This is a genomic window from Corynebacterium sp. HFH0082 (genome assembly GCF_000411235.1).
Classification (GTDB): Bacteria; Actinomycetota; Actinomycetes; order Mycobacteriales; family Mycobacteriaceae; genus Corynebacterium; species Corynebacterium jeikeium_D.
In genome coordinates this window covers 1889611-1915588 of the sequence record NZ_KE150404.1, presented here as the reverse complement: position 1 = coordinate 1915588, position 25978 = coordinate 1889611, and the positions used below count along the sequence as shown (strand labels likewise).

Sequence of the window (25978 nt, the reverse complement as noted above, 5' to 3'; positions counted from 1 at the left end):
AGTATTTTCAAAGCTCTTATCTATGGAATTGAATTGTAAGAGTAAACGTGGAAAGTAGAATTAGGCGAGCAGCAAATAAAGGCGCTAATTTAGCTTCTCAGTTCAACTGGAAAAACGTTATTGCAGCTATAGTTGGAATCATTTTGACCGTAGCGGTAATCTATGATTATGTTTATTCTCCTGCCGGCTTAAGGAAAATCATTGCATTATTAATTATGATATTTGGGCCAGTTGTTTTGAGTATTATGTTCGCCCCAAAAGAACAGTGCAAAGATAATAGCGTTATTGCGAAGAAGTCTGTGGGGGATTTATGGCGGATGAGTCAATCGCTGAAGGCGTTAAATGATGATGTAGACCGAATTATAGCGCATTTTGAGAAAACCAACCCGACGACGGATGTTCAGGCTGCAATTATAAATATAAACAGCCAGGTCAATCAGTATTTAGAGTGGACGCAAGTGCAAATTGAATCATGGTCAGAAGTTAGTTCAAATGTAGTCGAAGAATATATGGAAACTCATACGCGCACAATAGAACAACTAAAAGCTCTAGAGAAGGAAATTGCTAATGAGTGATTATATTGTCGGTAAAATTGCTAAAGTTCTTGGAAACTACGATGTCGTTCTTGATAAAGGGGCTTTGGATGGCATCAATGCTGGCGACTATGTTGCTGTACTAGGAGCGGCCCGAGAATCTATTATTGACTTAAGTAGTACGCAAACTCGCGGTGTAGTAAATGGTTTTAAAGCTTCGTTGCGCATTACTCAGTTAACTGATTTTCTTGCAGTTGCATCTACCTACCGCCTTAGGCGAGTCAATCGAGGTGGCTACAATGTCTCTAGTAATATGAAGAAAGTGTTTGAGCAGCCGCGATGGGAGAATGAAAGAGAGTCGATGCAAGTTGAGGACTCAGATGATGAATTTCTTGATGAAGGGGAATCAACAATCCGTGAAGGTGACATATTTTTAATTGTGAGTAAGGATATTGCTGATCAAGGATTTGTAATTACCGACTCCAGCCTTGGACTATAGTTCCTCTGTGTCTTGATAGAAAAACTGTGAAATTGGGTAGTTTAGCGTTTTAGTAATCCGGTAGCTGGAGCGCTAGCTTTGGGTAGCTTGATAGATATATTTATTTATGAAGGTGTCAAGGAGTGCGAGCAGAATTCTCGGATTAGTTTTTCCTTGTTTCGGAGCGCCTTGAAATCATTTGAGCTTTCCTCGGGCATAATGTTTTTATGTCCAAGTTTTCAGAGGTCCTTGAGCAGCTCCGTGAGAATCAGCCGAAGGCGAAGTATGGCATCGCTTTCGAGAAGCTCATGGTCAACTATTTCCGCACCGACCCAACTCTGAAAGCTCAGTTCGATGAGGTCTATCGCTGGTCGGACTGGAAGTACAACGGGGGAGCGCCGGATACCGGCATTGACTTGGTCGCTCGTCGCATTGACGACGGCACTTGGGTAGCTATCCAGTGCAAGTTCTATATGCCAACGACTCGCTTGGCCAAGGCCGATCTCGATTCATTCTTTGAAGCGTCGGGACGCTCCTTTACTACTGAATCTGGCCCGGAGCATTTCGGCAGCCGCATTATTATCTCGACAACTGACCACTGGTCTTCGCACGCAGAAGAAGCTCTGGCTAATCAGCTGATTCCAACCAGCCGAATTGGCACGGCAGCAATTGCTGAATCTCCGATTAACTGGGATGTCGCTTTCCCTGGCTCCGAAATCCAGATCAATCTATCGCAGCGCGAAACCTTCGAGCCCCGCCCGCACCAGCAGGAAGCTATTGATAGCGCCATGGCTGGTTTTGTGACCCACGACCGTGGCAAGCTCATCATGGCCTGCGGCACTGGTAAAACCTTCACCGCTCTACGCCTCGCTGAACGCGTAGCTGAGGAAAACGGTGGCAAGGCTCGCATCCTCTTTCTGGTGCCATCAATTTCCCTGCTTTCGCAAACGCTTAAGGAATGGACAGCACAAGGGCGCCTCGACATGCGCACCTTCGCTGTGTGCTCGGACTCGAAGGTCTCCCGTAAAGCCGAGGATATTGCGACCTATGACCTAGAAGTCCCAGTATCAACAAACGGTGCCGAAATTGCCAAGCGATTTGAATGCGGCAAGCGGGCCAAGGGGCTCCACATCGTTTTCTCCACCTACCAGTCGTTGCCGGCTGTTCATGAAGCCCAGCAGCAAGGTCTCGACGACTTCGACCTAGTCATTTGCGATGAGGCACATCGCACCACCGGCATCACTCTCGCTGGTGAAGATGCAAGTAATTTCGTCCGCATCCACGAAGCCGACTACATCAAGGCCACGAAGCGCCTTTACATGACGGCCACGCCGCGTCTGTATGACGATTCCGTCAAGGGCAAGGCACAGGACCACTCAGCCGAACTCGCTTCCATGGATGATGAGGCTATTTACGGCCCAGAGTTCTATCGCCTCGGGTTCGGCGAAGCCGTAGAAAAGGGCCTGCTCACGGACTACAAGGTTCTCGTCATGACGGTTGACGAGTCCGTAGCTGCTGATGCCATCAACCGCAGCCAGAACAGCCAGATCAATCTCACTTTGGCCTCGGCAATGATTGGTGCATGGAACGGTCTGGCAAAACGCTCCGGTTCTCTGCAGGGTAAAAAGGGTGGCTTCGAAGAAGACGCGGAACCGATGCCGCGTGCTGTGGCATTCGCTCGTGACATCAAGACATCGCAGGCAATCGCTGATTCTTATCCGCAACTGGTCAACACCCACCGAGAACTGCTCGAAGAAAAGGCAGTTCTCAATGATGTCTCTTTGCATAACGTGGATGTTTCCATTTCTGCGCAGCATGTCGACGGCGGCATGAACGCCCTAGAGCGAGGTACGAAGCTTTCTTGGTTGGAGTCACCAGCGGTTGACCAGCACACCCGCGTGCTCACAAATGCCCGGTGTCTGTCCGAAGGCGTCGATGTCCCGGCGTTGGACGCTGTGATCTTCTTCAACCCGCGTAATTCCATGGTCGACGTGGTGCAGTCTGTCGGTCGCGTCATGCGCAAGTCTGAAGGAAAGGATTACGGCTACATTATTCTTCCGGTTGCAGTTGCTCCGGACGTTTCGCCGGCGCAGGCACTCAATGACAACGTACGTTTCAAGGTTGTCTGGCAGATCCTGAATGCGTTACGGGCGCATGATGACCGCTTCAATGCCAAGGTCAATTCCATCGCGTTGAACGAAACGAATCCTGCTGAAGAGTTGCCAATCGAAGTCGACCACATCGGCAAAAAGGATTCCCAGAAAACGGGCTCCGACACCGATTCCGAGAGCGCTTCTGCCACCGATGCCATTAGCGAGGCCGAAGCCGACTCGGTGAAGAATCCGCAGCCGCTGGCCGATAATGATGAGCTAACTCAACAGCTCGTACTGTTTTCTCTGGAAGAGTGGCAGGAGGCCATTTACACCAAGCTCGTCGACAAAGTCGGCACCCGCACATATTGGGAGGATTGGGCGGACGACGTCGCTACCATCGCGGAAAACCAAATTACGCGCATCAAAGCGCTTGTCGACGGTGCCGATGCCACCCTCCGCACAGAATTCGATAGCTTTGTCGAGGGACTCCGCAATAACCTCAACGACGGCATCAGCGAAGAAGACGCCATTTCGATGCTTTCGCAGCATCTCATTACAGCTCCGGTTTTCAACGCGCTTTTCGAGAACCACGACTTCATCACCCATAACCCCGTGGCCCAAGTTATGGAGAAGATGGTCAAGGCCCTTTCCGAAGCCAATCTCGATACCGAGACCGAATCCCTTGAGAAGTTTTACGAGTCCGTCCGTGTTCGAGCCTCTGAGGTGAGCTCCGCTTCGGGTAAGCAGCAGGTGATTAAGGAGCTTTACGAGCGCTTCTTCCAAAAGGCCTTTAAGAAGCAGGCTGAATCATTGGGCATCGTCTATACCCCAGTCGAAATCGTCGACTTCATCCTGCGTGCTGCGGATGACGTGTCCAAGAAGCACTTCGGCAAGGGGCTTAGCGACGAGGGCGTCTGTATCCTAGATCCCTTCGCTGGCACTTCCACCTTCACGGTTCGCCTCCTACAGTCCGGTCTCATTAAGCCAGAGGACCTTGCCCGCAAGTACGCCAACGAGCTTTTCGCTACCGAAATTATGCTGCTGGCTTACTACGTCTCTGCTGTCAACATTGAGACTACCTACAACGCCCTGCGTGAAGAAGCGGCACTGCGCAATGGTGAACCAGCACCGGAGTATGTTCCCTTCGCCAACATTGCGCTGGCTGATACCTTCCAGATACATGAGGAAGGAGACATCCCGGACCTGCATATTTTCCAGGAGAACAACGCCACCATCGAGCGCCAGAAGAATGCACCCATCAATGTGGTGATTGGTAACCCGCCTTATTCGGCAGGCCAGAAGTCCGCTAACGACTTGAATGCAAACCTAAAGTATCCGAGCCTGGACAAGCGCATCGCTGAGACTTACGCTGCGAAATCCACTGCGACGAATAAGAATTCGCTGTATGACTCCTACCTGCGTGCCTTCCGCTGGGCGACGGACCGCATTGGTGACCAAGGCGTGGTGGCCTTTGTTTCAAATGGCGGCTGGATTGACGGCAACACCGGCGACGGTGTGCGTCTGTCTATGGCTGAAGACTTCACTGACCTGTATGTGTTCAACCTTCGTGGAAACATGCGTAACTCCAATTGGCGGGATGAAGGTGGACAAATCTTTGGTGGAGGCTCTCAGACAACAATTGCAATAGCCATCGGTGTGAAAGATCCCACCAAGACCGATTTCAAACTCCAATACGTGCAGACCCCTGATGGCGCTAGCCGAGAGGAAAAGCTGTCACTCATTGATTCCTCTTCGCTAGAGTCGCTCGAGTGGCAGGAGATTATCCCGAACAAGGCGGGTGACTGGCTTACCCAGCGCTCTCAGGAGTTTGAGACTTGGCCCATCATCGGAGACAAGAAGGGGAACGGCACCAAATTCTTCGCAGTTTACTCGCGTGGTCTTTCTACCTCTCGCGATGCTTGGGCATACGCACAAACTCAGGATCAACTCGTCTCGCAGTTGACTACACTGACCGACTGCTATGCAGAGGCGACAGTGGCGTTTCAGGAATGGATTGCAACCCAAGGAATTACGAAGCCGAAGGAAGGGGACGTAACGAAATTCCTGCAGCAGCATCCGCAATTTGCTGATACTAAAAGGATTGCCTGGAACCGCACATTGAAGAACTATTCAGCGAAGGGGACTGATATTGCCGTTGAACCAGGCCACGTTTACAGGTCGCTTTACCGTCCGTTTACTTCCCAGAATGTCTACTTCGAGCAAAAGCTAAACGACATGACCTATCAGCTGCCGTCGATGTTTCCGACCCCAGCGCATCAAAACATCGGGATCATTGGAACAGCTGCAGCGGATCGTGCGAAATTTGCGACTATCGTCTCTGATCAGATTATCGACCTCAATTTTTGGGGCGTTCCGGGCCAACTCTTTCCCCGCTTCACCTGGGCACCCGTCGAGGTGAAGGATAGTGGATTGTTTGGGGAGGGGAACGTCATCAAGCAAGGCGAAGTCAGCGTCTATGGTCAGGTCGGTGAAGTGGAGGATGGCTACGTGCGCGTGGACAATATCACCGAGGAGATTAAGCAAATCTACCGTGATGCGCTTGGTGTTGACATCACGGGTGATGACATCTTCCACTTTGTCTATGGCAAGCTGCACGACCCCGATTACCGTAACCAGTACGCGGCGGACCTAAAGAAGATGTTGCCGCACATTGAGACACCGAGCTCGCGGGCGGAGTTCGATAAGTTCGCCGCTGCAGGGGCTCAACTCATGGATCTACATGTAAATTACGAGTCCATGGAGCCGTGGCCGCTGGACATTCAGGTCAAAGGCGATGAAAACGACCGTGAGACCTGGCGCGTGTTGAAGATGAAATGGGCCAAGCGTAAAGACCCGGAGACCGGCAAAAACGTCAACGACGTCACCAAGCTGATCTATAACAAGAAGGTCACCATCGCCGGTATTCCGCGTGCGGCGGATGAGTACATGCTGGGTTCGCGCTCCGCCGTGGCGTGGTTGATTGACCGATACCAGGTGAAGAAGGACAGGGCTTCTGGGATTGTCAATGACCCGAACGACTGGGCCGAGGAGGTGGGCAATCCACGCTACATAGTGGAGCTCATCGGGCGCGTGGTGCGCGTTGCAATGGATACGTTACGAGTAGTGGACGAAATAAAAGTGGACAAAGATATGTCACGTAAATAAAGGACTAATGAAAGAGGTAAAGAATTGCACGAAGAAGCAATCGAAATTGAAAGTAACGGAAATTATTTTAGAATTGTATTAAATAAACTAACGGAAGATTTAGAGAAAGAAATAGAAACTAAACTAGCCGACTACTGTTATGGTTCAACGTTTGTGGAAGATGACCCGGAATCGACAACTTTAGAAAATGTTCTTCATGAATTTTTTCGAACTTATGACGCGAAACCGCATAACGTAAAAGTTGGGCTAGCTGGAGAGCTGGTGTTTTATATACTCTATCCAAACTTGTCTCTTAACCTGGCTATTACTAGCATCTACTTTAATAAAGAAGAATCAAATGTAAAAAAGGGATTTGATTTGACGTTTTTTAGTTCAGACGAAAAGGAATTGTGGTATGGTGAAATAAAAAGTGGTGAATTAAATGGAATTGATTGCATAAATCAAAAGATTGAGGAAAGGATTAAAGAGGCCGCACAAGGATTGTATGCAATGTTTAAGACGAATGTTGCAGCAAAAAGATGGGATGCGGCGAAACTTGATGCATACGTGACCTTAAAAGGAGCGGAGAGAACGAGCGTTCTACAGCTCTTGGGGAACGATAAGAATGAAGCGCTAAAGGAAACGGAAATAAAGCAGAAAAACGCAATCGTAGTCGGCGTGGTTATGCATGATCATCTACGAGATAAAATTAGCATGAATCCTATTGCCGAAATACAACTAACTAATGAGCAGCAAACGTTTTTTGCCAAACGTAAAATAATCGCAATCCAGCAAGATGAAGTTGAATCGATTATTGAACTTCTGAGAGCAAAGGCCAAAAAACAAAAATGATTAAGCGGATTAGTCTTGGGCAGATTAAAAATAAGAGAAATCTAAGGGGTTCAATTTTTGAAAAGCTCTACAAGAATTTGATACTGGGTGAACAAATTTCTGAGGAAGAGTTCGAAAAACTTCTAGAAATAGGTTTGGTGTTCATGAACGCAGGTGATGACGCGGTTCAAGAACTTGGATATAGAATTATACTTTTGTATTCGATATCCTATAAAGATTACCGGCCTCTTTATGAAGTAGCGCGTGCCAAAGAGTACATGCCAATAGTCGAAATATTGGATTCGCAGGAATTTCTCGGTGAGAGATTTGATGACAAGAACATAGTCGAAATCATAGACGATGCGTATCGCTCCATGTTTCGGCGTGACGGGATTGTGCTATCCGCAGGTCAGGTCAAACTGAGGCGGCGTGTAGGTAAGTCGGAAAGTATCATAGTTGTAGCACCGACGTCCTATGGGAAATCGGAGATGCTAATTCTGCGCGCAGCGAAGGCGGCGCAATATGGGAATGTTTGCATTGTAGTTCCGACAAAAGCATTGATTGCCCAAACATTTAACAAAGTTTTGAAGCATGCGCAAGAGATGGGTATTAATTGTAAAGTCATAGCCCATCCAGACGCTTATACTATTAATAGGAGATTTATTGCAGTCTTAACACAAGAGCGCTTGTTGAGGCTCCTGGTAGATAATCCGCGCCTAAGTTTCCAGGAAATACTTATAGACGAAGCTCATGGAGTCTTTAGTAATCAATATCGAAGTATTTTACTTTCGAGCACTATTCTTATAGCAAAATCAAGAAATCGGCAGGCGAAAGTTTCTTATTTTACTCCGTTTCTTGAAAATCCGGAACAGTTAAGGCACATAAATAATGTTGATATAGGGCTAACCTCAGCGCTTACTCGCGAGTCTCTAAAGACTGAGCGGTATTACTATGGCGAACCCGGTGGTTCCTTAAAAATCTATGACCAGTATTTAAATATGCACTTAGACACTGAGCGTCCAATAGAAGGTTCTATCGAAGATATCGTTTTAAAGCACTCTAAACTACGCACATTGGTGTATTTAAACCGTCCTCGTGATGTGGAGACCTTTGCTCGAAGGCTTACATCAAAACGTAGCTATGCAGGGGAGGATAGTCGGCTCGAAAAGATTGCGAAAGCATTAGCGGATTTTATACATCCAGAGTTTAGTCTTGTCCGATGTGTTAGGCATGGTGTGTTTTACCATCATGGAAAGCTTCCAGACGGTGTGCGGCAATATATTGAGAGCGTATTTCAACATTCAGATGAACCAAACCCGTTGGTGATAGTTAGTACGTCTACCTTGTTGGAAGGTGTAAATTTATCGCCTGACGTTCTTATTGTTTTGGACCCTCGCCGTGGTAGGCAAAACCTATCAAGATCAGATTTCAAAAATTTGGCCGGTAGAGTATCTCGTTTTAATACAATTTTTGATGGAAATACGCCTCGCCCCGACTTGCTTTCACCGGAGATTTTTGTAATTAAGTCTGAATATAGTCTTGCTCGATTATCGCTACGGAACTTTGTTCAAGACCGTACAAATATCGCCCTTTCCTCAGCAGAACGAGTTTCGAATCCGCTTTTGGAAGACTATGCGGATTCTAGGGATGATGCAGTGGAAGTCGTCGAAAATATTGAGAGTGGCGCGTCCGGAAGTCATAGTCATGGCGTGCGTTTGGCCACTACCGAAATTGGTCTGATGTGTTTTAAGCGTGGTGTTAGCGAATTTGATATTTTTTCGTATGAACATCAGATGCAGTCGGTAGTGGACCAACTTCGCGATGATGGTGTAAAAATCGGCGATGCTTCCACATGTTTCAAAATTTTAAATAGCGTTTTCTTTTCTATTTGTACCTTTGATAAGCGCGAACATTTCCTTTCTAATCTGTCAGATAACCCACGCGCATTGCAATATCATGCGATGCATCTGGAATGGAAGGTCAGTGGCCTTCCATTGAAAACATTAGTATCAGAAACTGTTGCTTATTGGCGTAAGCAAGAAGGGTTGGTTTATGTTTCTTCGCGCTGGGGTGATACTACAAGGTCTGGCGATTCTGTCGCAAGTTATATTATTCCTGCGGAAAAGACTACAAGTGATCTTGTAGGACTTGCGGTTGTTCGACTGAAGGAAGAACGGGAATTCATCTCTTACAAAGTGTGTAAATTTGTGGAGATTTTGTATGATGTTGGTCTAGTGGAATCGGATTTTATGCTTCAAGTTCGCTTTGGAACTGCGGATCCCGAATCAATTGTTTTGATGCGTAATGGTGTTTCGCCGGATCTTGTTAATATATTGCTTGACCGGCGATTTCGGCGTTTTATTTCGATTGATGTAGCGGAGAATGAGTTTTCCATTGATATGGAAATATTAAATGAGGCTGATATTCGCGATGTTAATGACATTTTGTTGACTGAATTAAAGTCTCTAGTGAGCGTTCATTTGGAGTAGGGGCTAATGTGACATTTGGGAATGCTCTCGTAGTCTTGCAAATTCTTCCTCTTTTGATTTTTGGGGGGGCGGTTGCTGATTGTTATTTGAATTTCATTTCTGAGTAAGCCCCATTGGATGGATATCTCTATATTGATTTCCGGCTTGTTGGTCCTGGGCTGGTTTTTTAATGACGCTGTTTAACCGCTTTGCGTTGTTCTCCACCTGGCTGATGTTTTGGTGTCATTCTTCAGTGCCCTTGTTTCGTTGATATTCAGATTATTTTCTAATGTCTATGTTGCTCCAATAATGCATTTGCCATTCTATTTATCTTTATTTTATTTTATTTATCCATGTTTTGCTGGATAATTATGTATATACTTAATTGCTTGTTATTGTTGCTCTTATCGGCCTGCTCGTCGCCGACGCACCCTCTACCTCCGCAGGCACGTCCTCCAGCGCAATTGGCGCCGACACAACGGTGGTCCAATCAATCCGGGAATCAGCTAGGAACTCTACTGCCTGCTCCAGGTGCCGTGGCTCGTAGTTATGAACACCCGTGATTATGCGCCATCCACGAACGAACCACTCCGGATCAATGGCGTGAGTAGGGGATGTGGCAACACTCCCGACCAGCACAGCCCGGCCACCGATATCGAGGCTATCGATGCAGGTGGTGACACCGAACTCGCTGCCGGAGAACTCCAGGGTGATATCGAAAGACCCTAATTCCGATTCGGCACCAGCAGCTGACGAGTCTGGCGCAACCGCCCCAACTCTCGTGGCGATTCAAGGCGCGTCAGATTGCGGTCAACGGCCACAACCTCAGTTGAGCCACCACGAACAGCTGCCTCAACAGCGATGAGACCGAGCATGCCGATGCCCATCACCAGAACCCGCTTACCGGCAAGAGTCCCGGCCTGCTCTATACAAGCCATCACAGTGGCACCGGCACAGGCGGCGATGGGATGCGGCGACATCGGGAAGCGAGTCGGGGACTGGTAGCACTGGTTGATGGTTGCGCAGCACAATGTGGGAAGCATAGGTTCCAGAAAGCGGCCAGTCGCTATCAAAGGCCTCGTGACCAGTCTTTTTCAGGTTTCGACATTTGGCAGTCATGCCGCGTTCACACCGGTCGCATTCCATGCATGGCGCGGTGACAGAGAACACCATACGCTGGCCAAACAGCAAATCTGGGTTGCGGGTGGCGCGAATGACACCGACTCCCTCGTGGCCGAGAACGCTGGGGCACGGTGCGCTGCGGCGGCCGAGCACGGTGTGACGGTCGGAGCCACAGATGGTGGCGGTGGTGATTTTTACCAGGGTTTCGCCTTCTTGCAAAGCAGGAATAGGCACTTCCTGCATGCGAAAGTCGCTACCGCCGTGCCAGACAAGCGCCTGGGCCTTTTCCGTTGGCGTAGTAGGAGCGGAAGGTGTTGAGGGAGTCGGAGTCGTCATCAGCGTTGTGTAACCTACTTGGTACCTACTTGGTCGGATCTACAGTCCGGGGCTTACTTTCCAACAATGTCCAGCAGGTTCGCGGAGGAATCCAGAACATGGTCGGCACCGAGGGACTCGAACTGTTCGCGAGTCAGGTGGCCGGTGAGCACACCGACGCTGGTGACGCCAGCTGCCTGGGCGGAACGGACGTCGGCCTCGGTGTCATCCGAGTTGATGACAGCCGACTTGTCGGTGATGCCGAGCTTCTCCATAACAGCCAGGATCTGGTCGGGCTGAGGGCGGCCGTGCTCGACTTCGTCACCTGCGACGACGGTGTCGATGATTCCGTTGTCCCAGCCCATGGAGGAGATAATGATGTCGACGATTTCGCGCGCAAAGCCCGTCGTCAAGCCCTCCTTGATGTCCTTGTCGTGCAGTGCCTTCAGCATTTCTTCGACGCCCGGCAGCGGGGTCGGCGGGTTTTCCTTGTAGGTGCGAGCAAGCTCGGCGCGGAAGAACTTCTACGCGTGGTTGTGGACTTCTGGGGTCGGCTCGATACCGCCTTCACGGAGCAGATTGCGGATTGCCCAGAACTTCTCGGTACCCATGTAGTGCTGGAAAGTCTCGTCGGAGTAGCGGGCACCTTCGCGTTCGGTGGCTTCGCGGAGGACACGGTAGACTTTGTCACGGTCGTTGATAGTGGTGCCAGCCATGTCGAAGATAGCGAGCTGGTAAGTCATGGAGATTTTCCTTTTCAGTAGAAGGGGACGGGGAGTGGGAGGGGATTAGCGGACGGCGGCACGGAGCCACATGGACAGCGCCTCGACGACGAGGACGACAGCGACCATGAGGATGGGGATGTAGGTGACGACGTCGAATTGGTTGACTCGAGAGGCATTGAGCAGCTGGAAGCCAATGCCACCTGCGCCGACGACACCCAGCAGTGTGGCCGAGCGGATGTTTGTGTCCAACAGGTAGAGGCAGTGGGCAATGAAAGACGGGATTGCCTGGCGCACGGTGGCGGCGAAGAAAATCTGCGACTCGGTTGCGCCAGTGGTGCGCAGGGCTTCCTGCACGTCAGTGTCGGTTTCTTCCAGTGAGTCGGCGACCAGCTTGGACAGCAGGCCAACGGCGCCGAGAGCCAGCGCGAGCGTACCGGCGACCGGGCCCAGGCCAGAGATGACCACGAAAATGATGGCCAGAATCAGCTCCGGGATGCCGCGGATAATCACGATGAGTACGCGGAAGAAGCCGTGTACCCACTTGTTGGCGACCACGTTGGAGGCGGCCATGATGCCAATCGGGATGGCGAGGATGGCGCCGAGGAAGGTGGCGGCGAAGGCAATCTGCAGGGTATCGAGAAGCAGCTGGAAGATCTCGTCGGCAATACCGCCGGAGGACGGCGGCAGGAACAGCGCTATGGTCTCTGGCAGGTTGGCCAGGCCGGTGAAGAAATTCGAGGCGGAGATTTCTGTCTCGGCAAATGCAGCGATGGTGATGACCACGAGTGCGATGGTGGTCAGCACGCGGGAGACACGAGCAGCGATCCACGGCGGGTTGATCGACGGCTTGTCGTCGGTGGCGCCCTGCTTGGCTGCCTTGCGCTTGTCCTTGACCTTCGTGCCCCACATGCGGTCGACCCAGGTGTCGGCCAGCAGGGAAGAGTCGGACTTGCGCATAATATCTCGTGGAAGGTGGCGGGGCTGCCTAATTCAACATCGCGCGACACTCTTCCTCGGAATAGCCAGAGTTCAGGCAATCAGCCCAGTCGATTTGGCCTTGAACCCACGGGGATGGCTCGTTGTTCTGAGGCTCCGGGGCAGTGTTCGTGGAAGGGCCGTCATAGAAATTGTTGGCGCAATACTGTGTCCAGCCGGAGGTACCGTCGGTAAACCAGGTGGTGCCTTGTTCGTAGAGGCCCTGCGAGGATTTCGCACAATGCGAAATTGTTTTGTTTATAGCTGTCGGCTTACCAGTGGGGGCATCAGTGTAACCAGTGGCCCCGAGGCTTTCCGTTGTCCGGGTCGGGGGTGTCGACGGGTTGGGAGTCTTGGTAGTGGATTGTGTCGTCGATTCTGTGCTGCTTTCTGGGCTGGTGGTATCGAGCGCCCGCATCGCTCGCTGCCCGAAGTAATGATGGAACAGGTGTTTAATCTCACCGGCGATTTAGGTATCGGCAGTGATCCTGTGGCATTGCAACGAAAGTGTGGCCTGTTTTGGCCTATGAGCGATATCACTTTAAAAGCCTGCGGAGTTGGAGGTGAATAGTATTATAGTTATATTTAGTTCACATTTTATTAACCCTATTTAGGGGCTTTGATTGGGCGCCTTTCAGAGTACGATTGCGATTCATAGCCTGTTTTTGCTCTTGCCCATGTCGTAGTTCTTATTGGAAGCGTTTTACTATTCACTGCTCTATGCAAGGAGTAATCATGGGCACTCATCGAGGAATCTCGAAGCTGGCACGGTCGGCCACAGCACTGGTAGCCGCAGCTGGTGTCGTTCTGGCGGCCGCTCCTATCGCGGCTGCCGCACCGGCTTCGGGTGCAGAACCTGGTAATAATCAGGTTCTATCCTGGACCGAAATGGGCGAGTGGGGGCCAAAGGCGAATGATTTCCCCACCGTCATGGTCAATCAGGGGATGACGGAAAACATCAGTCCCGAGGGCACGAATGTGCAGTGTGTTCCTGCTCCTGGAGAGAACCCGGTGGTCATGATCCACGGGATGAACTCGAACTCGTATCAGACCTATGCCCGCATGGCACCGGAGCTAAAGGCAATGGGGAAGTGTCTGTACGCATTTAACGTCGGCAAGCTGGGCACTGACGAGTTTTCGGTGCTGGCCTCTATTCCAACCATGCGCAACATGACCCCGCTGGATACGGCTTTGGCTGAGCTGACTGCGAAGATTGACACTCTCAAGGCAGAAACTGGTGCAACTGCCGTCGATATTGTTGGACACTCTGCTGGTGGCACCTTGGCTGCCGCTTACGCCAAGCAGGAGCAGGGCCGGGGTATAGGCACGGTAGTATCCCTGGCGGGCGTCCTGCACGGCACGAGTTTGCTCGGTATCTCCTATGGTTTGGAGCAGCTCGACCAGTTCGATAATGCTGGCAATAAGGCTGCGGGGTACATTGTCAGCCCGAGCCTGGTGGATCTGCTGCAGCATAGCGAGTTCATGGCCAAGATGAATGAGGGCGGCTTGGAGCAGCCGGGTGTCAACTATGTTGCAATCTCTACCCAGGTTGATGAAGCCGTCACCCCAATGGCTGCAAGTCAGTGGCAGGCGCCGACTTCTAACAACATCCTCCTGCAGGATGGCTGCTCTGCGGACCTGTCGGGGCATATGGGATTGACCTTCTCGCCACGGGCAATTGCGCAGGTCGCCAATGCGCTGGGGCGCAACGTAGAAGTTCCGTGTGTGCCGGTAACTGGCTTTGTGGAAGGCGGCATCAATGACAATGCCGGTGTTCGTCCAGAACACGTCAATGCCGTTTCTGATGGCATCACGGAAATCGACGGACGTATTGCTCAGGCTGCGGAATCGCGGTAGCGATAGTCGCGACCGCGACAGTAACCGGCGGTAGAACCGGACAAGAGGTAGGGCGCGTTGTCGGCAGCAGTCACTAGCTGTCGGAACGCGCCTTTTTCGCCATCAAATCCAGTGCAATGGCGGCACCAATAATGGCAGCGCGCAATTGTGGTGGTAAATCATACTTGAGCTGCAGTAGATAGCGCTCATTGCCGGTTAGCATATTTGCGAAACCCGACCACTTGCGGGATATCTGTGCAACTTCGATGTCATTGATCTTGAAGGTTGCGTCGTAATGCCAAACGTCGCCGTTGACCTCGCAATGAGCAAAACCGGGGATGGAAATTTCCAGCCGCCGCTTAAAGAACGCAAATTTCTGCTGAATAGTTGCCAATAGGCGCGATGAGTCTGCTCCGACCTGCTGCTTGCCCTCAGGGCTTGTTGCCTGCGGGTCGGGGTAATAGACCTCGTAGCTGTCAAGGGCGAAATCGGTCGGATCGGTAATAACGAATACCGGAGTGCCGTCTGGTTCGGACACTGTCAGACGACGAGAGCCCATAAACATGCGGCTCAACGTGCCGCCAGTAGTTTCAATCTTGCCGATGCAATTGCCCTCGCTATCCAGGATGTCGAAATCATCCGCCATGAAATTTCGAATCTGCTGGATAACGATGCTGTTGTGCGAGAGCAATCCCCGGTAACGCCCTTGCTGTGGCGGAAGCTGTTCAGGTGTGGGAGGTTGCTCGGGCGTGGAGGGCTGCTGCGCGGGAGGCTGCTCAGCCGCGGAAGGCTGCTGCTCGGAAGCCTCTTCCGCATCATTTTGTGGAATCTGATCCCACAGTGACTTTGGATTATCCCAATATGAAGTCATGGCAACAGCCTTCCTTTGATGAGTCTTGGGGCAGTCGAGTGGGTTAGAAGTTCTCTACGATCGCCTTGTTGAAAGCCTCGAGGTCAGCTGGGGTGCGGGAGGAAATCAGGTTGCCGTCAACGACAACTTCCTCATCGACCCAGTTGGCACCAGCGTTAATAAGGTCGGTCTTGACGCTGATGTAGGAGGTAATAGTGCGGCCCTTCAGTGCATCCGCGTCGGTGAGAATCCAACCGCCGTGGCAAATCACGCCGATTGGCTTGTCGGCTGCGGCGAATGCCTTTACCAGGGCTACGGCATCCTTATCGATGCGAATCTGGTCTGCATTTACGGTGCCGCCCGGCAGGATCAGGGCATCGTAATCATCAGCAGAAACGCTGCTGGTCAGCTTATCGACGTCCACCTTCGTACCATTCTTGCCCTCAATGGAGCCGTCTTCGGTAGAGATAACGTGCACGGTCGCACCGGCATCCTTCACGGCCTCAGCCGGGCTCGTCAGCTCGGAGTCCTCAAATCCGTTGGTGGCCAAAACTGCAATGGTCTTATTCGTTAAATCAGTCATAGCCCCGAGGGTAACGACGTGATCGCGTTTATGCATCCAGGCGACCATGATTTTCGAGAGTCTTACCTAGTTGCGTAAGTAATCTCCGCCATTGTGAAAAGTCGCTTGCGTTCGCCCCCGCGCAAGCGATATTCTGAAGTCCCGTGGTTACGAAATACATCATCGTTACAGGAGGCGTAGCCTCCTCCCTCGGAAAAGGCTTAACCGCGGCGTCGCTCGGCCGCCTGCTTACCTCGCGTGGTCTCAAAGTGACTATGCAGAAGCTCGATCCCTACCTCAACGTGGATCCGGGCACCATGAACCCCTTTCAGCACGGCGAGGTCTTCGTCACCGAAGACGGCGCCGAAACCGACCTGGACCTCGGTCACTACGAGCGCTTCCTCGACCGCAATCTCTCCGCCGGCGGCAACGTCACCACCGGCAAGGTCTATTCCTCGGTCATCGCTAAGGAGCGCCGCGGCGAATTCCTCGGCCAGACCGTCCAGGTCATCCCGCACATCACCGACGAGATCAAATCCCGCATCGTCGCCATGGGGAACGCGGACGCGAACGGCGAAAAGCCCGACGTGGTCATCACCGAAATCGGCGGCACCGTCGGCGATATCGAATCGCAGCCCTTCCTGGAAGCCGCGCGTCAAGTGCGTCACGACGTCGGCCGCGAAAACGTCTTCTACCTGCACGTGTCGCTGGTTCCGTACCTCGGCCCTTCCAAGGAACTGAAGACCAAGCCCACCCAGCACTCGGTGGCTGAGCTTCGCTCGATTGGTCTGGTTCCCGATGCCGTCGTTTTGCGATGCGACCGCGACATCCCCGACTCCCTCAAAAACAAGATTGCGCTGATGTGCGACATCGACCGCGAGGGCGTGGTGTCCTGCCCGGATGCGCCGAGTATCTACGACATCCCGAAGGTCCTCTACGACGAGCACCTGGACACCTTCATCATTCGCCGCCTGAACCTGCCGTTCCGCGACATGGATTGGGTCGTGTGGGGCGACCTGCTCGAGCGTGTCCACAACCCGAAGGGCGAGGTCACGGTGGCGCTCGTCGGTAAGTACATCGATCTGCCGGATGCCTACCTATCCGTCGCGGAAGCCGTGCGTGCCGCCGGTTTCGCCCACCGCGTGAAGGCGAACATCCGCTGGGTTGCCTCCGATGACTGCGAAACCCCCGAGGGGCTGAAGCAAAACATGGCCAGCGTGGACGCGATCGTCATCCCCGGCGGCTTCGGCGGTCGTGGCATCGAAGGCAAGATCGCGACCATCCGCTACGCCAAGGAAACCGGCACGCCACTGCTGGGAATCTGCCTGGGTATGCAGTGCGTTGTCATCGAGGCGGCGCGCACCGCAGGCGTTGAAGGTGCGTCCTCGACCGAGTTCGACGAGAACGCGGCCGAGCCGGTCATCGCCACGATGGAGGAACAGCTCCAGGCCGTCTCTGGAGAGGCTGACCTGGGCGGATCCATGCGCCTGGGCTCCTACCCGGCGAAGCTTGCCGAAGACTCCGTTGTCGCCGGCCTCTACGGCACCACCGATGTCACCGAGCGCCACCGCCACCGCTACGAGGTCAACAACGCCTACCGCGCGCAGCTCGAAGAGGCAGGCCTGGTCATCTCGGGTACCTCGCCGGACGGCAAACTCGTCGAATTCGTCGAATACCCCACGGACGTGCACCCATACCTCGTGGCCACCCAGGCGCACCCGGAGCTGAAGTCACGCCCCACCAACGCCCATCCGCTTTTCGACGGCCTCATCGCCGCAGCCCTCAAGCGCAACTAGCTTCGGCTCCGTGGGGACGAATCCGGCCTACCTATTAGAGTAAATCTCATGGCGCACCAATTTGACGTTGTTGATTCCGAGATTGTTCTCGAGGCACCTATCATCGCGGTCCGCCGCGATCAGGTGCGGATGCCGGGTGGGAAAGTGTCCGCCCGCGAGATCGTAGAGCACTTCGGCGCTGTCGCAGTCGTTGCCGCAGATGAGGATAACCGCCTCTACCTGCTGAATCAGTGGCGGCAGGCGGCAGGCAAGCGCCTGGTGGAGTTGCCGGCCGGGCTTCTCGATGTCGCGGACGAGGACCCCCTGGAGGCCGCCAAACGCGAGCTGGTCGAGGAAGCCGGACTGGAGGCCGAGTCCTGGTCCCTGCTTACCGATATGTTCAGCTCGCCCGGCTTCGCGGAGGAAGCGGTTCGGATCTATCTGGCCAGGGGGCTCCGTGCCGTCGATAAGCCGGAAGCCCACGATGAGGAAGCGGACATGACTGCGTCGTGGATTGGCGTGGAGGACACGGTGGCGATGGCGCTGCGCGGAGAGATCCTCAATGGCATCGCGCTGTCCGGCATTCTGCTGGCGGCGGAGGTGCTGCTGAGGGGTGCCACGCCACGCTCGGTCGCGGAGCCGTTCGATATTCGACCGACGACTCTGGCTCAGCGTCGAACAGAGCAGCTCGGCGCCGGCGCGGACCTGAAACGTATCCGATGAGTTCGATCGATTCGCTTGTCGACGCCTTCGTGACTTACCTCGCGGTGGAAAAGGGCCTGTCGGCGAATACGCTCGCCAGTTATAAGCGCGACTTGGAGAAGTACCGCACCTACCTGCGGGAGATCGGGCGCACGGAATTGGCGCAGGTCACCGAGCAGGATGTGACAGAATTCCTGGCGTATCTGGCGCGGGGAGATAAGTCGGCGGGCAGACCAGCGATGGCCCCGACCTCGGTGACGCGGTCGCTGTCGGCTGTGCGGAGCTTCCACAAGTTCGCGGTGGGTGAGGGCGCGTTGGAGGTGGATGTTGCCAAGCGGGTGGCGCCGCCGAAGCAGCCCTCGCGGTATCCGAAGGCGCTCAGCATTGATGAGGTCACCCGGCTGATCGAGTCCATCCCCGATGACGACACCGCTGACGTGACGGATTTGCGCAACCGTGCGCTGGTGGAGTTTCTGTACTCGACCGGTGCGCGAGTATCCGAGGTCACCGGCCTGGATATCGATGACGTGGATCGCGAAACCAACCTCGTACTGCTGCGCGGCAAGGGCGGCAAGGAGCGCATCGTGCCCGTGGGGTCCCCGGCCATGGCGGCACTGGATGCGTGGCTCACACGCGGGCGGCCGAGCTGGGTGCGGGCGAACTCCGGACCAGCGTTGTTTATCAACTCGCTGGGACGCAGGCTGTCGCGGCAGTCGGCCGGAAATACGCTGGCGGAGCTGGGTGAGCGCGCCGGGCTGAAGGTGAAAATTTCCCCGCACACCCTGCGACACAGTTTCGGCACACACCTCATTGAAGGTGGTGCCGATGTGCGCGTGGTCCAAGAGCTGCTCGGGCACGCCTCCGTGACGACGACCCAGATTTACACCATGATTACCGCAGAGAATATGCGCCGAGTCTGGGCGGGGGCTCACCCACGGGCTGAATACTCGCGGTAATATGCGGCGGTAGTATGTAGCGCTACTACGCGGCGGTAATATATGGCGGTATTACGCAGTATTACGTGGCGCAGTAGAATTGATGAGAAATCTTCAAGGAAGAGGGATTGACTGTGGCTGAAGAAGGGTTGTTTGAGGCCGATCGAGTTGAACTCGGTCTCACCGGTCGCCCGGCACGTGAGCTGCCGGAACCCGCACCCCTGACCAGTCACGGCCCCGCGGTCATCCTGGCAATGTGTAACCAGAAGGGCGGCGTGGGGAAGACCACCTCGACCATCAACCTGGGCGCGGCACTGGCGGAGTTTGGCCGTAAAGTCCTGCTCGTTGACTTGGATCCGCAAGGCGCACTATCCGCCGGTCTGGGGGTCCCTCATGAGGAACTTGACCTGACCGTCTACAACCTCATCGTCGACGACACCACCGATGTCCGCGACGCCATCCACCACACCAAGGTTTCCGGCCTGGATCTCGTCCCGGCCAACATCGACCTGTCGGCGGCGGAAATCCAGCTTGTCAACGAAGTCGGCCGCGAACAGGCCTTGGGGCGCGCACTGCGCCCAGTGATGAATGACTACGACTTCATCATCATTGACTGCCAGCCGTCGCTAGGCCTGCTGACCGTCAATGCGCTGACCATCTCCGAGGGCGTCATCATCCCAATGGTGGCGGAGTACTTCTCCCTGCGCGGTCTGGCACTGCTCACCGACACGGTGGCCAAGGTCCGCGACCGCCTGAACTTCAACCTGGAAGTCTCCGGCATTTTGGTCACCATGTTCGACCGCCGCACGCGCCACGCCAAGGAAGTCATGGAACGCCTCATCGAGGTCTTCGGTGACAAGGTCTTCGACACGGTCATCACCCGTACCGTCCGCTTCCCGGAAACCTCCGTCGCCGGCGAGCCCATCACCACCTGGGCACCGAACACCCCAGCTGCGGCGCAGTACCGCAACCTGGCCCGCGAGGTCATCGAGCGCAAAGGCCGCAAATAATAGGTGACTTCCCCGGATAGTTACACTCCCGAACCGTCGTCAAGCGAGGGCGTGCAGGAAGAGATCACCGGCTTCCGCGTTGCGCTCGCGAACTTCAACGGGCCATTTGACCTGCTGCTGCAGCTAATCAGCAGCAAAAAGATGGACGTCACCGAGGTCGCGCTGGCGGCGGTCACCGACGAGTTCATCTCGTACACGCGCAGCCTCGACGCAGTCAGCGACCTCGACGAAATCACCGAATTCCTCGTCGTGGCAGCGACGCTGCTCGACCTCAAGACCGCACGACTTCTGCCGCGTGGCGACGTCGACAGCGAAGAAGACCTCGAACTGCTAGAAGCACGCGACCTGCTGTTCGCCCGACTGCTGCAGTACCAGGCGTATGGCAAGGTAGCCGACCAATTCGAGGAGTGGCAGAAGACCGCGCCGCGGCGCTATCCGCGAGCTGTGGGGCCGGACAAGCAGTTCGAGGAGCTGCTGCCGCCCGTGCGTCTGGGCATGACGCTCGGGGAGTTTGCCGAGTTTGCGGCCGTAGTGATGCGACCGAAGCCGCCGGAGGAAGTCGGGGTCGGGCACATCCACGGTGTGCCCGTGTCCGTGCCGGAGCAGGCGGGCAAAATTCTGGACTCGCTGCGGCTGGCAGGCGAGGGGACCTGGCTGACGTTTACGCAGCTGACGTCGGAGTGCCGCGTGTCCATGGAGATCGTCGGGCGGTTCCTGGCGCTACTGGAGCTCTACCGAGCCAAGGCGATCGGTGTGGAGCAGGAGGAGGCGCTGGAGGAAATCCACGTGGCCTGGACAGGGCTCGACGTGGACCCGGCCGTCGTGGCGGCGGCGAACTGGGAGTAGGTGGCTGGGGCTGCGTTGGGCGTGGGCTTGGTCGGGCGTGGGCTTGGTCGGGCTGGCGCTAACAGCTGATTAGCGCCCGGCCAATTAGCGCCCGGCGCGGGAGGTTGCGTAATCTGACGCGCATGAGCGAAACCAGTTCCGCACCATCCGAGCAGGCCGCAGAGTCCGCGGCTGCTTCTTCGGCGCAGTTGCCGCCCATTGACCCGTTGCGAGCAGGCGTGGAGTCGATTCTTCTGGTAGTCGATACGCCGGTGGCGGCGGAGGATATGGCGCGGGCGCTGGATGTTTCCGCAAGCGATGTCCGTGACGTGCTTCGCGAGATCGAGTACGAATACCGTGCACGTCGCAGCGGCATTGAGCTACGCGAAACGGATGAGGGCTGGCGCTTTTACACGGCTCCCGCGCACGCCAGCGCGGTGGAGCGATTTTTGCTGGATGGCTCGCAGTCGAAGCTCTCACGTGCAGCTATGGAGACGTTGGCAGTGGTGGCGTACCGACAGCCTGCCACGCGTGCGCAGGTCTCCGGTGTGCGCGGTGTCAATGTTGATGGTGTGATGCGCACGCTGGTCGCGCGCGGTCTGATTGCGGAGTCTGGAGAGGACCCGGCAACCGGTGCGCATTTGTACGTTACGACGACGCTGTTCCTGGAGCTTTTGGGGATTGATTCGCTGGACCAACTGCCGGACCTGGCCCCGCTGTTGCCTGAGGTCGACTTGATCGATGAGCCGTTGAGCTAGGTGGGGCGTCGGGTGGCGGCTAGGTGACTTTCCACGCCGTCAGTAGATTCACTTCAATCGACGAAACACCCAGTTTGGGTGCCACGATCTTGCATGCTTCCTGCATGGAAATGTTCTCCGCTAGAATTCGATCTTCTACCAAGCGGACGACTCGGTCCTTCGCCTTCTGATCAAACTTCTTCGGCATGTTCGAAGATTTTCCCATCTACTCAAACGGAACAAAACCTGGGGCACTTCATGTCCACTTTCCGGGGGGCGGGCCCGTTAGTGCGGTTGCGGGCGTCGCCGTTTTCGCTGGTGTGGTGACTGGCGCGTGAGCTAAAGCTCACGTGCCATGCTGCGGAAGCCCTGAGTCATTGCCTCCAGCGGGTCTCCAATACGGCTGTACGTGCCCACGATTCGGCCGTAGGTGATGCCTACGAGAGCAAAGTAGGTACCGATGACACCTGCCATGCCGGTCATGATTGGAGAGCTAAGAATCCCATCGCCCTTCCCGCGGAATGGTGATGCGGGAAAAGCTAGGGCGGCGATAAGTGCTGCAAAAAAGAGGATGGAAACCAATCCGACAAACTTGAGGGCGCGACCCGCTTCTGGGTGCACCTCCAGGTAAGAGCTGTCTTCGTCCTTGTTATCGACATGGTGCTCGTCAACTTCCAGGTCGGGGCGCTCGGCAAGGAATTTCTCAACGACGACGGTGATAACCAGGGAAATCAGAACTGGGGATGCCATGCCGAAAAAGTAGTTGGCTGTAGGAGTGATAAATGCTGCCGGATCAATGGTCTGGGCGGCCGTGGTGGAGATAGTTGACAGCAGAATGTCAGTTGTATTCAGCGAGGGTGAACCATCATATCCGGTTGAGATGGATACGAATGCAATGATGGCACCGAGGATCGGGCTGGGTCCAATGGCCCGAAATGCAATCCCACCGAGTGGGATTAGTGTGACGTATGCTGCATCTCCAGCTACGTGACCAATCAAGCCGGCGTAACTCAGTGCGAACGTCGCATAGCAGGCCGGTATGCGGGTGACAGTGAGCTATCTGCGTCGACTTCTTTTGTTAGCCGGCTTTCGACGCTTCTCATTGTCGACTATGCGGACGATGCGCCTGGAGCCTAATCCACAACGGATGGCGAGTTTGGTTTGGTCGTCATCAGAGGATTTGTGTTCTTGCTAGTAGTCCAATGTTTAGCTACTCGCCAACGCAACCACCACTGAACGCTGTGCTTATGGATGAACCTGTGCAAGTCTATTAGGACAGAACAGCTGACGAGAAGAAGCGTTTCATTTATAATGATTCCTTGTTTCTATTATGTCAACCGACGAAGGTATGAAAATTGACCAGTTCTCAGGATGTCGACCTAATTCCCATTGATAGTGAGTGTCGAACGATTCAGGAGTGTTTCAAAGAGTGTCTCTATGACATTCCTGACTTTCAACGTCCCTATAGCTGGGAAGACGACCAATTAAACGATTTTTGGAATGATGTGGTGCAGGCGACGGGAGACTTCTTTTTTGGCTCGACCGTTACTTGGGTGAGTCAGAAGCGTGGGCTTTTCAATGACACATATTCCGTCATTGACGGCCAACAGCGTTTAACGACCTGTGCGATTGCTTTGTCGGTAGTTCGCGACGCTTTTGAGAAAATCAGCGAAGACCTACCGGCGGATGATGAGACCGCTCAAAAGGCTTCTGCTCAGGCGAAGACAACTCAAAAGTATCTCATTGCTCAGGATGATGATGACAACGAGTATCGGGTCATTAACCGTGTCGAGAAGATGTTTTTTGAACAAATTCAAAAACCGAATTCTATTCCATCAAATATACAGTGGGATTCGAGTTCGCGACGTATTGGCCGAGCTAGGGAGTTCTTTGAAGGAAAAACGAATCACAAGATTTCGGCCTGTACACCGGAAAATGCCATTGAGAGATTGAAAGTAATTCGCGCAAATATTCTCAAAGCAAAAGTTATCCAAGTTGAGATGGCGTCTGAGGCCGACAGCTTTCTAGTATTCGAGACTCTTAATACACGTGGCGAAGATTTGCGACTTGCTGATCTGACAAAGAATTTATTAGTGCGTGGTGCCGCGAGTGATCAAGCTGATCGCAAGACTATCGCAGATCGATGGTTGAGGCTTTCCGAAAAAGTTATGGGGGAGCAGGACAATCGAAAACAGCTTGATCGTTTTCTGTGGCAGTCCTGGAATTCACGCCGAGAAGCAGTCAAGGAGCCCGAATTATTTAAAGCGATCACTGCGTTGTTGGGATCCAGCGCTAAGGCTCACCTGAGCTATCTGGAAGAGCTTGAATATGATGCCGAAATTTATAGGCGGCTACAGGATGAGCATATTCAAGTTGAAAAATTGTCCAAGAATACTGGAGGGAGGAAAGGGGCATTTGAGATACCCGAATTTGTGGATTCGGTCCGAGCTCTAGCGATCTTCAATATTTCTGTAGCAAACTCTGCGATTTTTGCGGCAGTTCGAAAATACGAGACTTCAAATGTAATGCAAAAAGCTCAACTTCTTGACGTTATGAACGCTATAGAAGTTTTTCATTTCAGGTTTAGTGCGCTCAATAACTCCGGATCAACGGGGGGAACTCGACGTCGATACAATCGGTTTGCGGTTCAACTAGAAAATGCAAACTCGAAAGCTGCAGTGTCTGAGACAATCGCTGAATTCAAAGATAAGCTGAAGGCTAGTTTGCCTTTAGTGACGACGTCAATCGAACAGTTTGAAGAGCTTTTCTATGCCCCTAAAGTGAAATTAAGCAATGCGCAAAAGCCCAAGTCACGTAAAATGTTTATTTGCTATGTACTCCAGAAATTTGCGCAATTTGCTAAGCACACGCCGGCGGGGACTTCTCCTGATACATGGTCCATTGAGCACATAAAGCCACAGTCGAAGGCGAAAAACGACTTCATGCCGGGGAAGGCCTATAAAGATCCTGTCTTTTCGATAGGAAATTTGATCCTTTTGACGGAAGGCTTGAACTCGGAGTTGTCGTCTCGATCGTTTGATATTAAGAAGAGCGCACTGAAAAAGGGAGCTCCAATGTTCGATTCCGAACTGGACAGCTGGTCAGATAGCCCCGGTGCTGTTCCCACTGACGCTGAAATTCAGAGGCGTGCGAAAGCATTGGCACGGTCGGCGATTAATGACGTCTGGATCATTTAAAAAGGCACGATGTGATGGGGCGTTGGTGCTCGTTGTACTGACCCAAAGGGCGAATCAATCCGCGTCTTAATGCGCGTACAGGATGCCATCCTTCATTGCGGATCGGAATTGCCAAACATAGGTCTTGAGCATGTAGCTGGTGCTGCGTATTTAGATCACTCGCTCGCGAGCGGCCGTAAGCTCGGCGAGGAAGCTCAAGTAGTGTTTCCGTCGATGGTATCTGCGAAGCGACTTTTGCGAGGCTGTGGATTTCTAAAACTTGGGTTAAGGTTGCGATAATATTTGATTGTGAAACCAATGTTGGTTTCTTGAATCGAGGTTTCGCAATATGCTTCGATGGTCCCTGGAATCGTTGGCAGGAGAATTTGGACAGGGTCATTTGCCCCCCCCCCCAAAAAAACCGGAGACAACGCTGCGTGTCGGGGTCCTGTAGGTCGGTTGGTGGGGCCGTATCGTTGTTGGTGCGAGCTCTTAAACAGGAATTGTTTAAGTCCAGATGATCGTTTGTCCTCTTAAAATGAATATTTTGTGTGGGCACGATGGATGCGGGCCTGTGACCCGGGGTCCACATAATTGCTGATCGCCTGCCTCGGCGTGTTGGAACCCAATAGCTCTGTTACCAGCGTCTTTTGGCCTTATTCCCTGTCTAGAACTCGCTAGGCAGGGCCTATTTCGCAGGTCACACATACCTATGAAGAAAAGTGTAAAGTCGGGCCCGACCCCCAGAAAGTAGACACCTTGGGGTGAACATAATGTAGGTGTAAGCCTATCACCCTTTATGCGGTTTGCGACTCAAACTCATCGGGAGCTTGATATCTGCACCAAGTGTGTCGGCGGCAAGTGTTGTAGCCCACGCACCAGCGGA

At 53.5% G+C, this 25978-nt stretch carries 20 protein-coding genes and 3 pseudogenes; 14 read left to right on the top strand and 9 right to left on the bottom strand.

The window, feature by feature from the left end:
- Positions 1-47: 47 nt before the first annotated feature.
- From HMPREF1206_RS08280 to HMPREF1206_RS11400, 6 genes are all read left to right on the top strand, one after another.
- Positions 48-575 (top strand): hypothetical protein, encoded by a 528-nt coding sequence (locus tag HMPREF1206_RS08280; RefSeq protein ID WP_016422871.1) that lies wholly within the window; start codon positions 48-50, stop codon positions 573-575.
- A complete protein-coding gene (locus tag HMPREF1206_RS11160; RefSeq protein ID WP_016422870.1) occupies positions 568-1032 on the top strand; it encodes a hypothetical protein in 465 nt (154 codons plus the stop codon). Before HMPREF1206_RS08280 ends, HMPREF1206_RS11160 begins: the two co-directional genes overlap by 8 nt.
- A 206-nt stretch (positions 1033-1238) precedes the next feature.
- Positions 1239-6269, top strand: a complete 5031-nt coding sequence (locus tag HMPREF1206_RS08270) for a DEAD/DEAH box helicase (RefSeq protein WP_016422869.1) — start codon at positions 1239-1241, stop codon at positions 6267-6269.
- Between the two features lie 24 nt (positions 6270-6293).
- Positions 6294-7100, top strand: a complete 807-nt coding sequence (locus tag HMPREF1206_RS08265; protein WP_016422868.1) for a hypothetical protein — start codon at positions 6294-6296, stop codon at positions 7098-7100.
- Entirely contained in the window at positions 7097-9568 is a 2472-nt protein-coding gene (locus tag HMPREF1206_RS08260; RefSeq protein ID WP_016422867.1) for a DEAD/DEAH box helicase, read from the top strand. Before HMPREF1206_RS08265 ends, HMPREF1206_RS08260 begins: the two co-directional genes overlap by 4 nt.
- Before the next feature lie 582 nt (positions 9569-10150).
- A complete protein-coding gene (locus HMPREF1206_RS11400) occupies positions 10151-10276 on the top strand; it encodes a hypothetical protein (RefSeq protein WP_255348482.1) in 126 nt (41 codons plus the stop codon).
- Here the strand turns inward: HMPREF1206_RS11400 and HMPREF1206_RS11335 are convergent.
- The 5 genes and pseudogenes from HMPREF1206_RS11335 to phnE all read right to left on the bottom strand — a co-directional run bounded on the left by HMPREF1206_RS11335 (position 10273) and on the right by phnE (position 12666).
- Positions 10273-10590, bottom strand: coding sequence for a hypothetical protein (locus HMPREF1206_RS11335; RefSeq protein WP_231367229.1), 318 nt, complete (start codon positions 10588-10590; stop codon positions 10273-10275). The two genes, HMPREF1206_RS11400 and HMPREF1206_RS11335, sit on opposite strands and share 4 nt — an antisense overlap.
- 28 nt (positions 10591-10618) lie before the next feature.
- Positions 10619-10912 (bottom strand): annotated as a pseudogene (locus HMPREF1206_RS11330) (alcohol dehydrogenase catalytic domain-containing protein); the annotation flags it as partial.
- A gap of 146 nt (positions 10913-11058) precedes the next feature.
- Positions 11059-11469: pseudogene (locus HMPREF1206_RS11325) on the bottom strand (HAD hydrolase-like protein); the annotation flags it as partial.
- A 39-nt stretch (positions 11470-11508) separates the two neighbouring features.
- Entirely contained in the window at positions 11509-11727 is a 219-nt protein-coding gene (locus HMPREF1206_RS11320; protein WP_016422863.1) for a hypothetical protein, read from the bottom strand.
- A gap of 45 nt (positions 11728-11772) precedes the next feature.
- Positions 11773-12666 (bottom strand): phosphonate ABC transporter, permease protein PhnE, encoded by an 894-nt coding sequence (gene phnE / locus HMPREF1206_RS08240; RefSeq protein ID WP_016422862.1) that lies wholly within the window; start codon positions 12664-12666, stop codon positions 11773-11775.
- Positions 12667-13419: 753 nt separating this feature from the next.
- Here phnE and HMPREF1206_RS08235 point away from each other — a divergent pair.
- Entirely contained in the window at positions 13420-14541 is a 1122-nt protein-coding gene (locus HMPREF1206_RS08235) for a triacylglycerol lipase (protein WP_016422860.1), read from the top strand.
- Positions 14542-14614: 73 nt separating this feature from the next.
- Here the strand turns inward: HMPREF1206_RS08235 and HMPREF1206_RS08230 are convergent, their stop codons facing one another.
- Positions 14615-15391, bottom strand: a complete 777-nt coding sequence (locus HMPREF1206_RS08230; protein ID WP_016422859.1) for an LURP-one-related/scramblase family protein — start codon at positions 15389-15391, stop codon at positions 14615-14617.
- A gap of 43 nt (positions 15392-15434) precedes the next feature.
- Positions 15435-15953, bottom strand: a complete 519-nt coding sequence (locus HMPREF1206_RS08225; protein ID WP_042389346.1) for a type 1 glutamine amidotransferase domain-containing protein — start codon at positions 15951-15953, stop codon at positions 15435-15437.
- A 143-nt stretch (positions 15954-16096) separates the two neighbouring features.
- Here HMPREF1206_RS08225 and HMPREF1206_RS08220 point away from each other — a divergent pair, with 143 nt between their 5' ends.
- From HMPREF1206_RS08220 to scpB, 6 genes are all read left to right on the top strand, one after another.
- Entirely contained in the window at positions 16097-17728 is a 1632-nt protein-coding gene (locus tag HMPREF1206_RS08220) for a CTP synthase (RefSeq protein WP_016422857.1), read from the top strand.
- Positions 17729-17776: 48 nt separating this feature from the next.
- Positions 17777-18430: an NUDIX hydrolase gene (locus HMPREF1206_RS08215; protein WP_016422856.1), complete on the top strand. Its 654-nt coding sequence runs from the start codon at positions 17777-17779 to the stop codon at positions 18428-18430.
- The gene (locus HMPREF1206_RS08210) at positions 18427-19365 is read left to right on the top strand and encodes a site-specific tyrosine recombinase XerD (RefSeq protein ID WP_016422855.1); all 939 of its coding nucleotides are present in this window, start codon (positions 18427-18429) and stop codon (positions 19363-19365) included. The genes HMPREF1206_RS08215 and HMPREF1206_RS08210 overlap by 4 nt, the downstream gene beginning before the upstream one ends.
- 113 nt (positions 19366-19478) lie before the next feature.
- Positions 19479-20354 carry a ParA family protein gene (locus HMPREF1206_RS08205; protein WP_016422854.1) on the top strand — a complete coding sequence of 292 codons (876 nt, stop codon included), beginning with the start codon at positions 19479-19481 and terminating at the stop codon, positions 20352-20354.
- A 3-nt stretch (positions 20355-20357) separates the two neighbouring features.
- Positions 20358-21200, top strand: coding sequence for a ScpA family protein (locus HMPREF1206_RS08200; RefSeq protein WP_016422853.1), 843 nt, complete (start codon positions 20358-20360; stop codon positions 21198-21200).
- Between the two features lie 122 nt (positions 21201-21322).
- Positions 21323-21937: an SMC-Scp complex subunit ScpB gene (gene scpB, locus HMPREF1206_RS08195; protein ID WP_016422852.1), complete on the top strand. Its 615-nt coding sequence runs from the start codon at positions 21323-21325 to the stop codon at positions 21935-21937.
- Positions 21938-21956: 19 nt separating this feature from the next.
- Here the strand turns inward: scpB and HMPREF1206_RS11220 are convergent.
- Positions 21957-22171: pseudogene (locus HMPREF1206_RS11220) on the bottom strand (hypothetical protein).
- A gap of 84 nt (positions 22172-22255) precedes the next feature.
- On the bottom strand, positions 22256-22957 hold the full coding sequence (locus HMPREF1206_RS08185) for an AbgT family transporter (protein WP_081636719.1): 702 nt from the start codon (positions 22955-22957) through the stop codon (positions 22256-22258).
- A gap of 314 nt (positions 22958-23271) precedes the next feature.
- Here HMPREF1206_RS08185 and HMPREF1206_RS08180 point away from each other — a divergent pair, with 314 nt between their 5' ends.
- Complete coding sequence (locus HMPREF1206_RS08180; protein ID WP_016422849.1) at positions 23272-25113, top strand: DUF262 domain-containing protein; 1842 nt, start codon at positions 23272-23274, stop codon at positions 25111-25113.
- Positions 25114-25978: the final 865 nt, after the last annotated feature.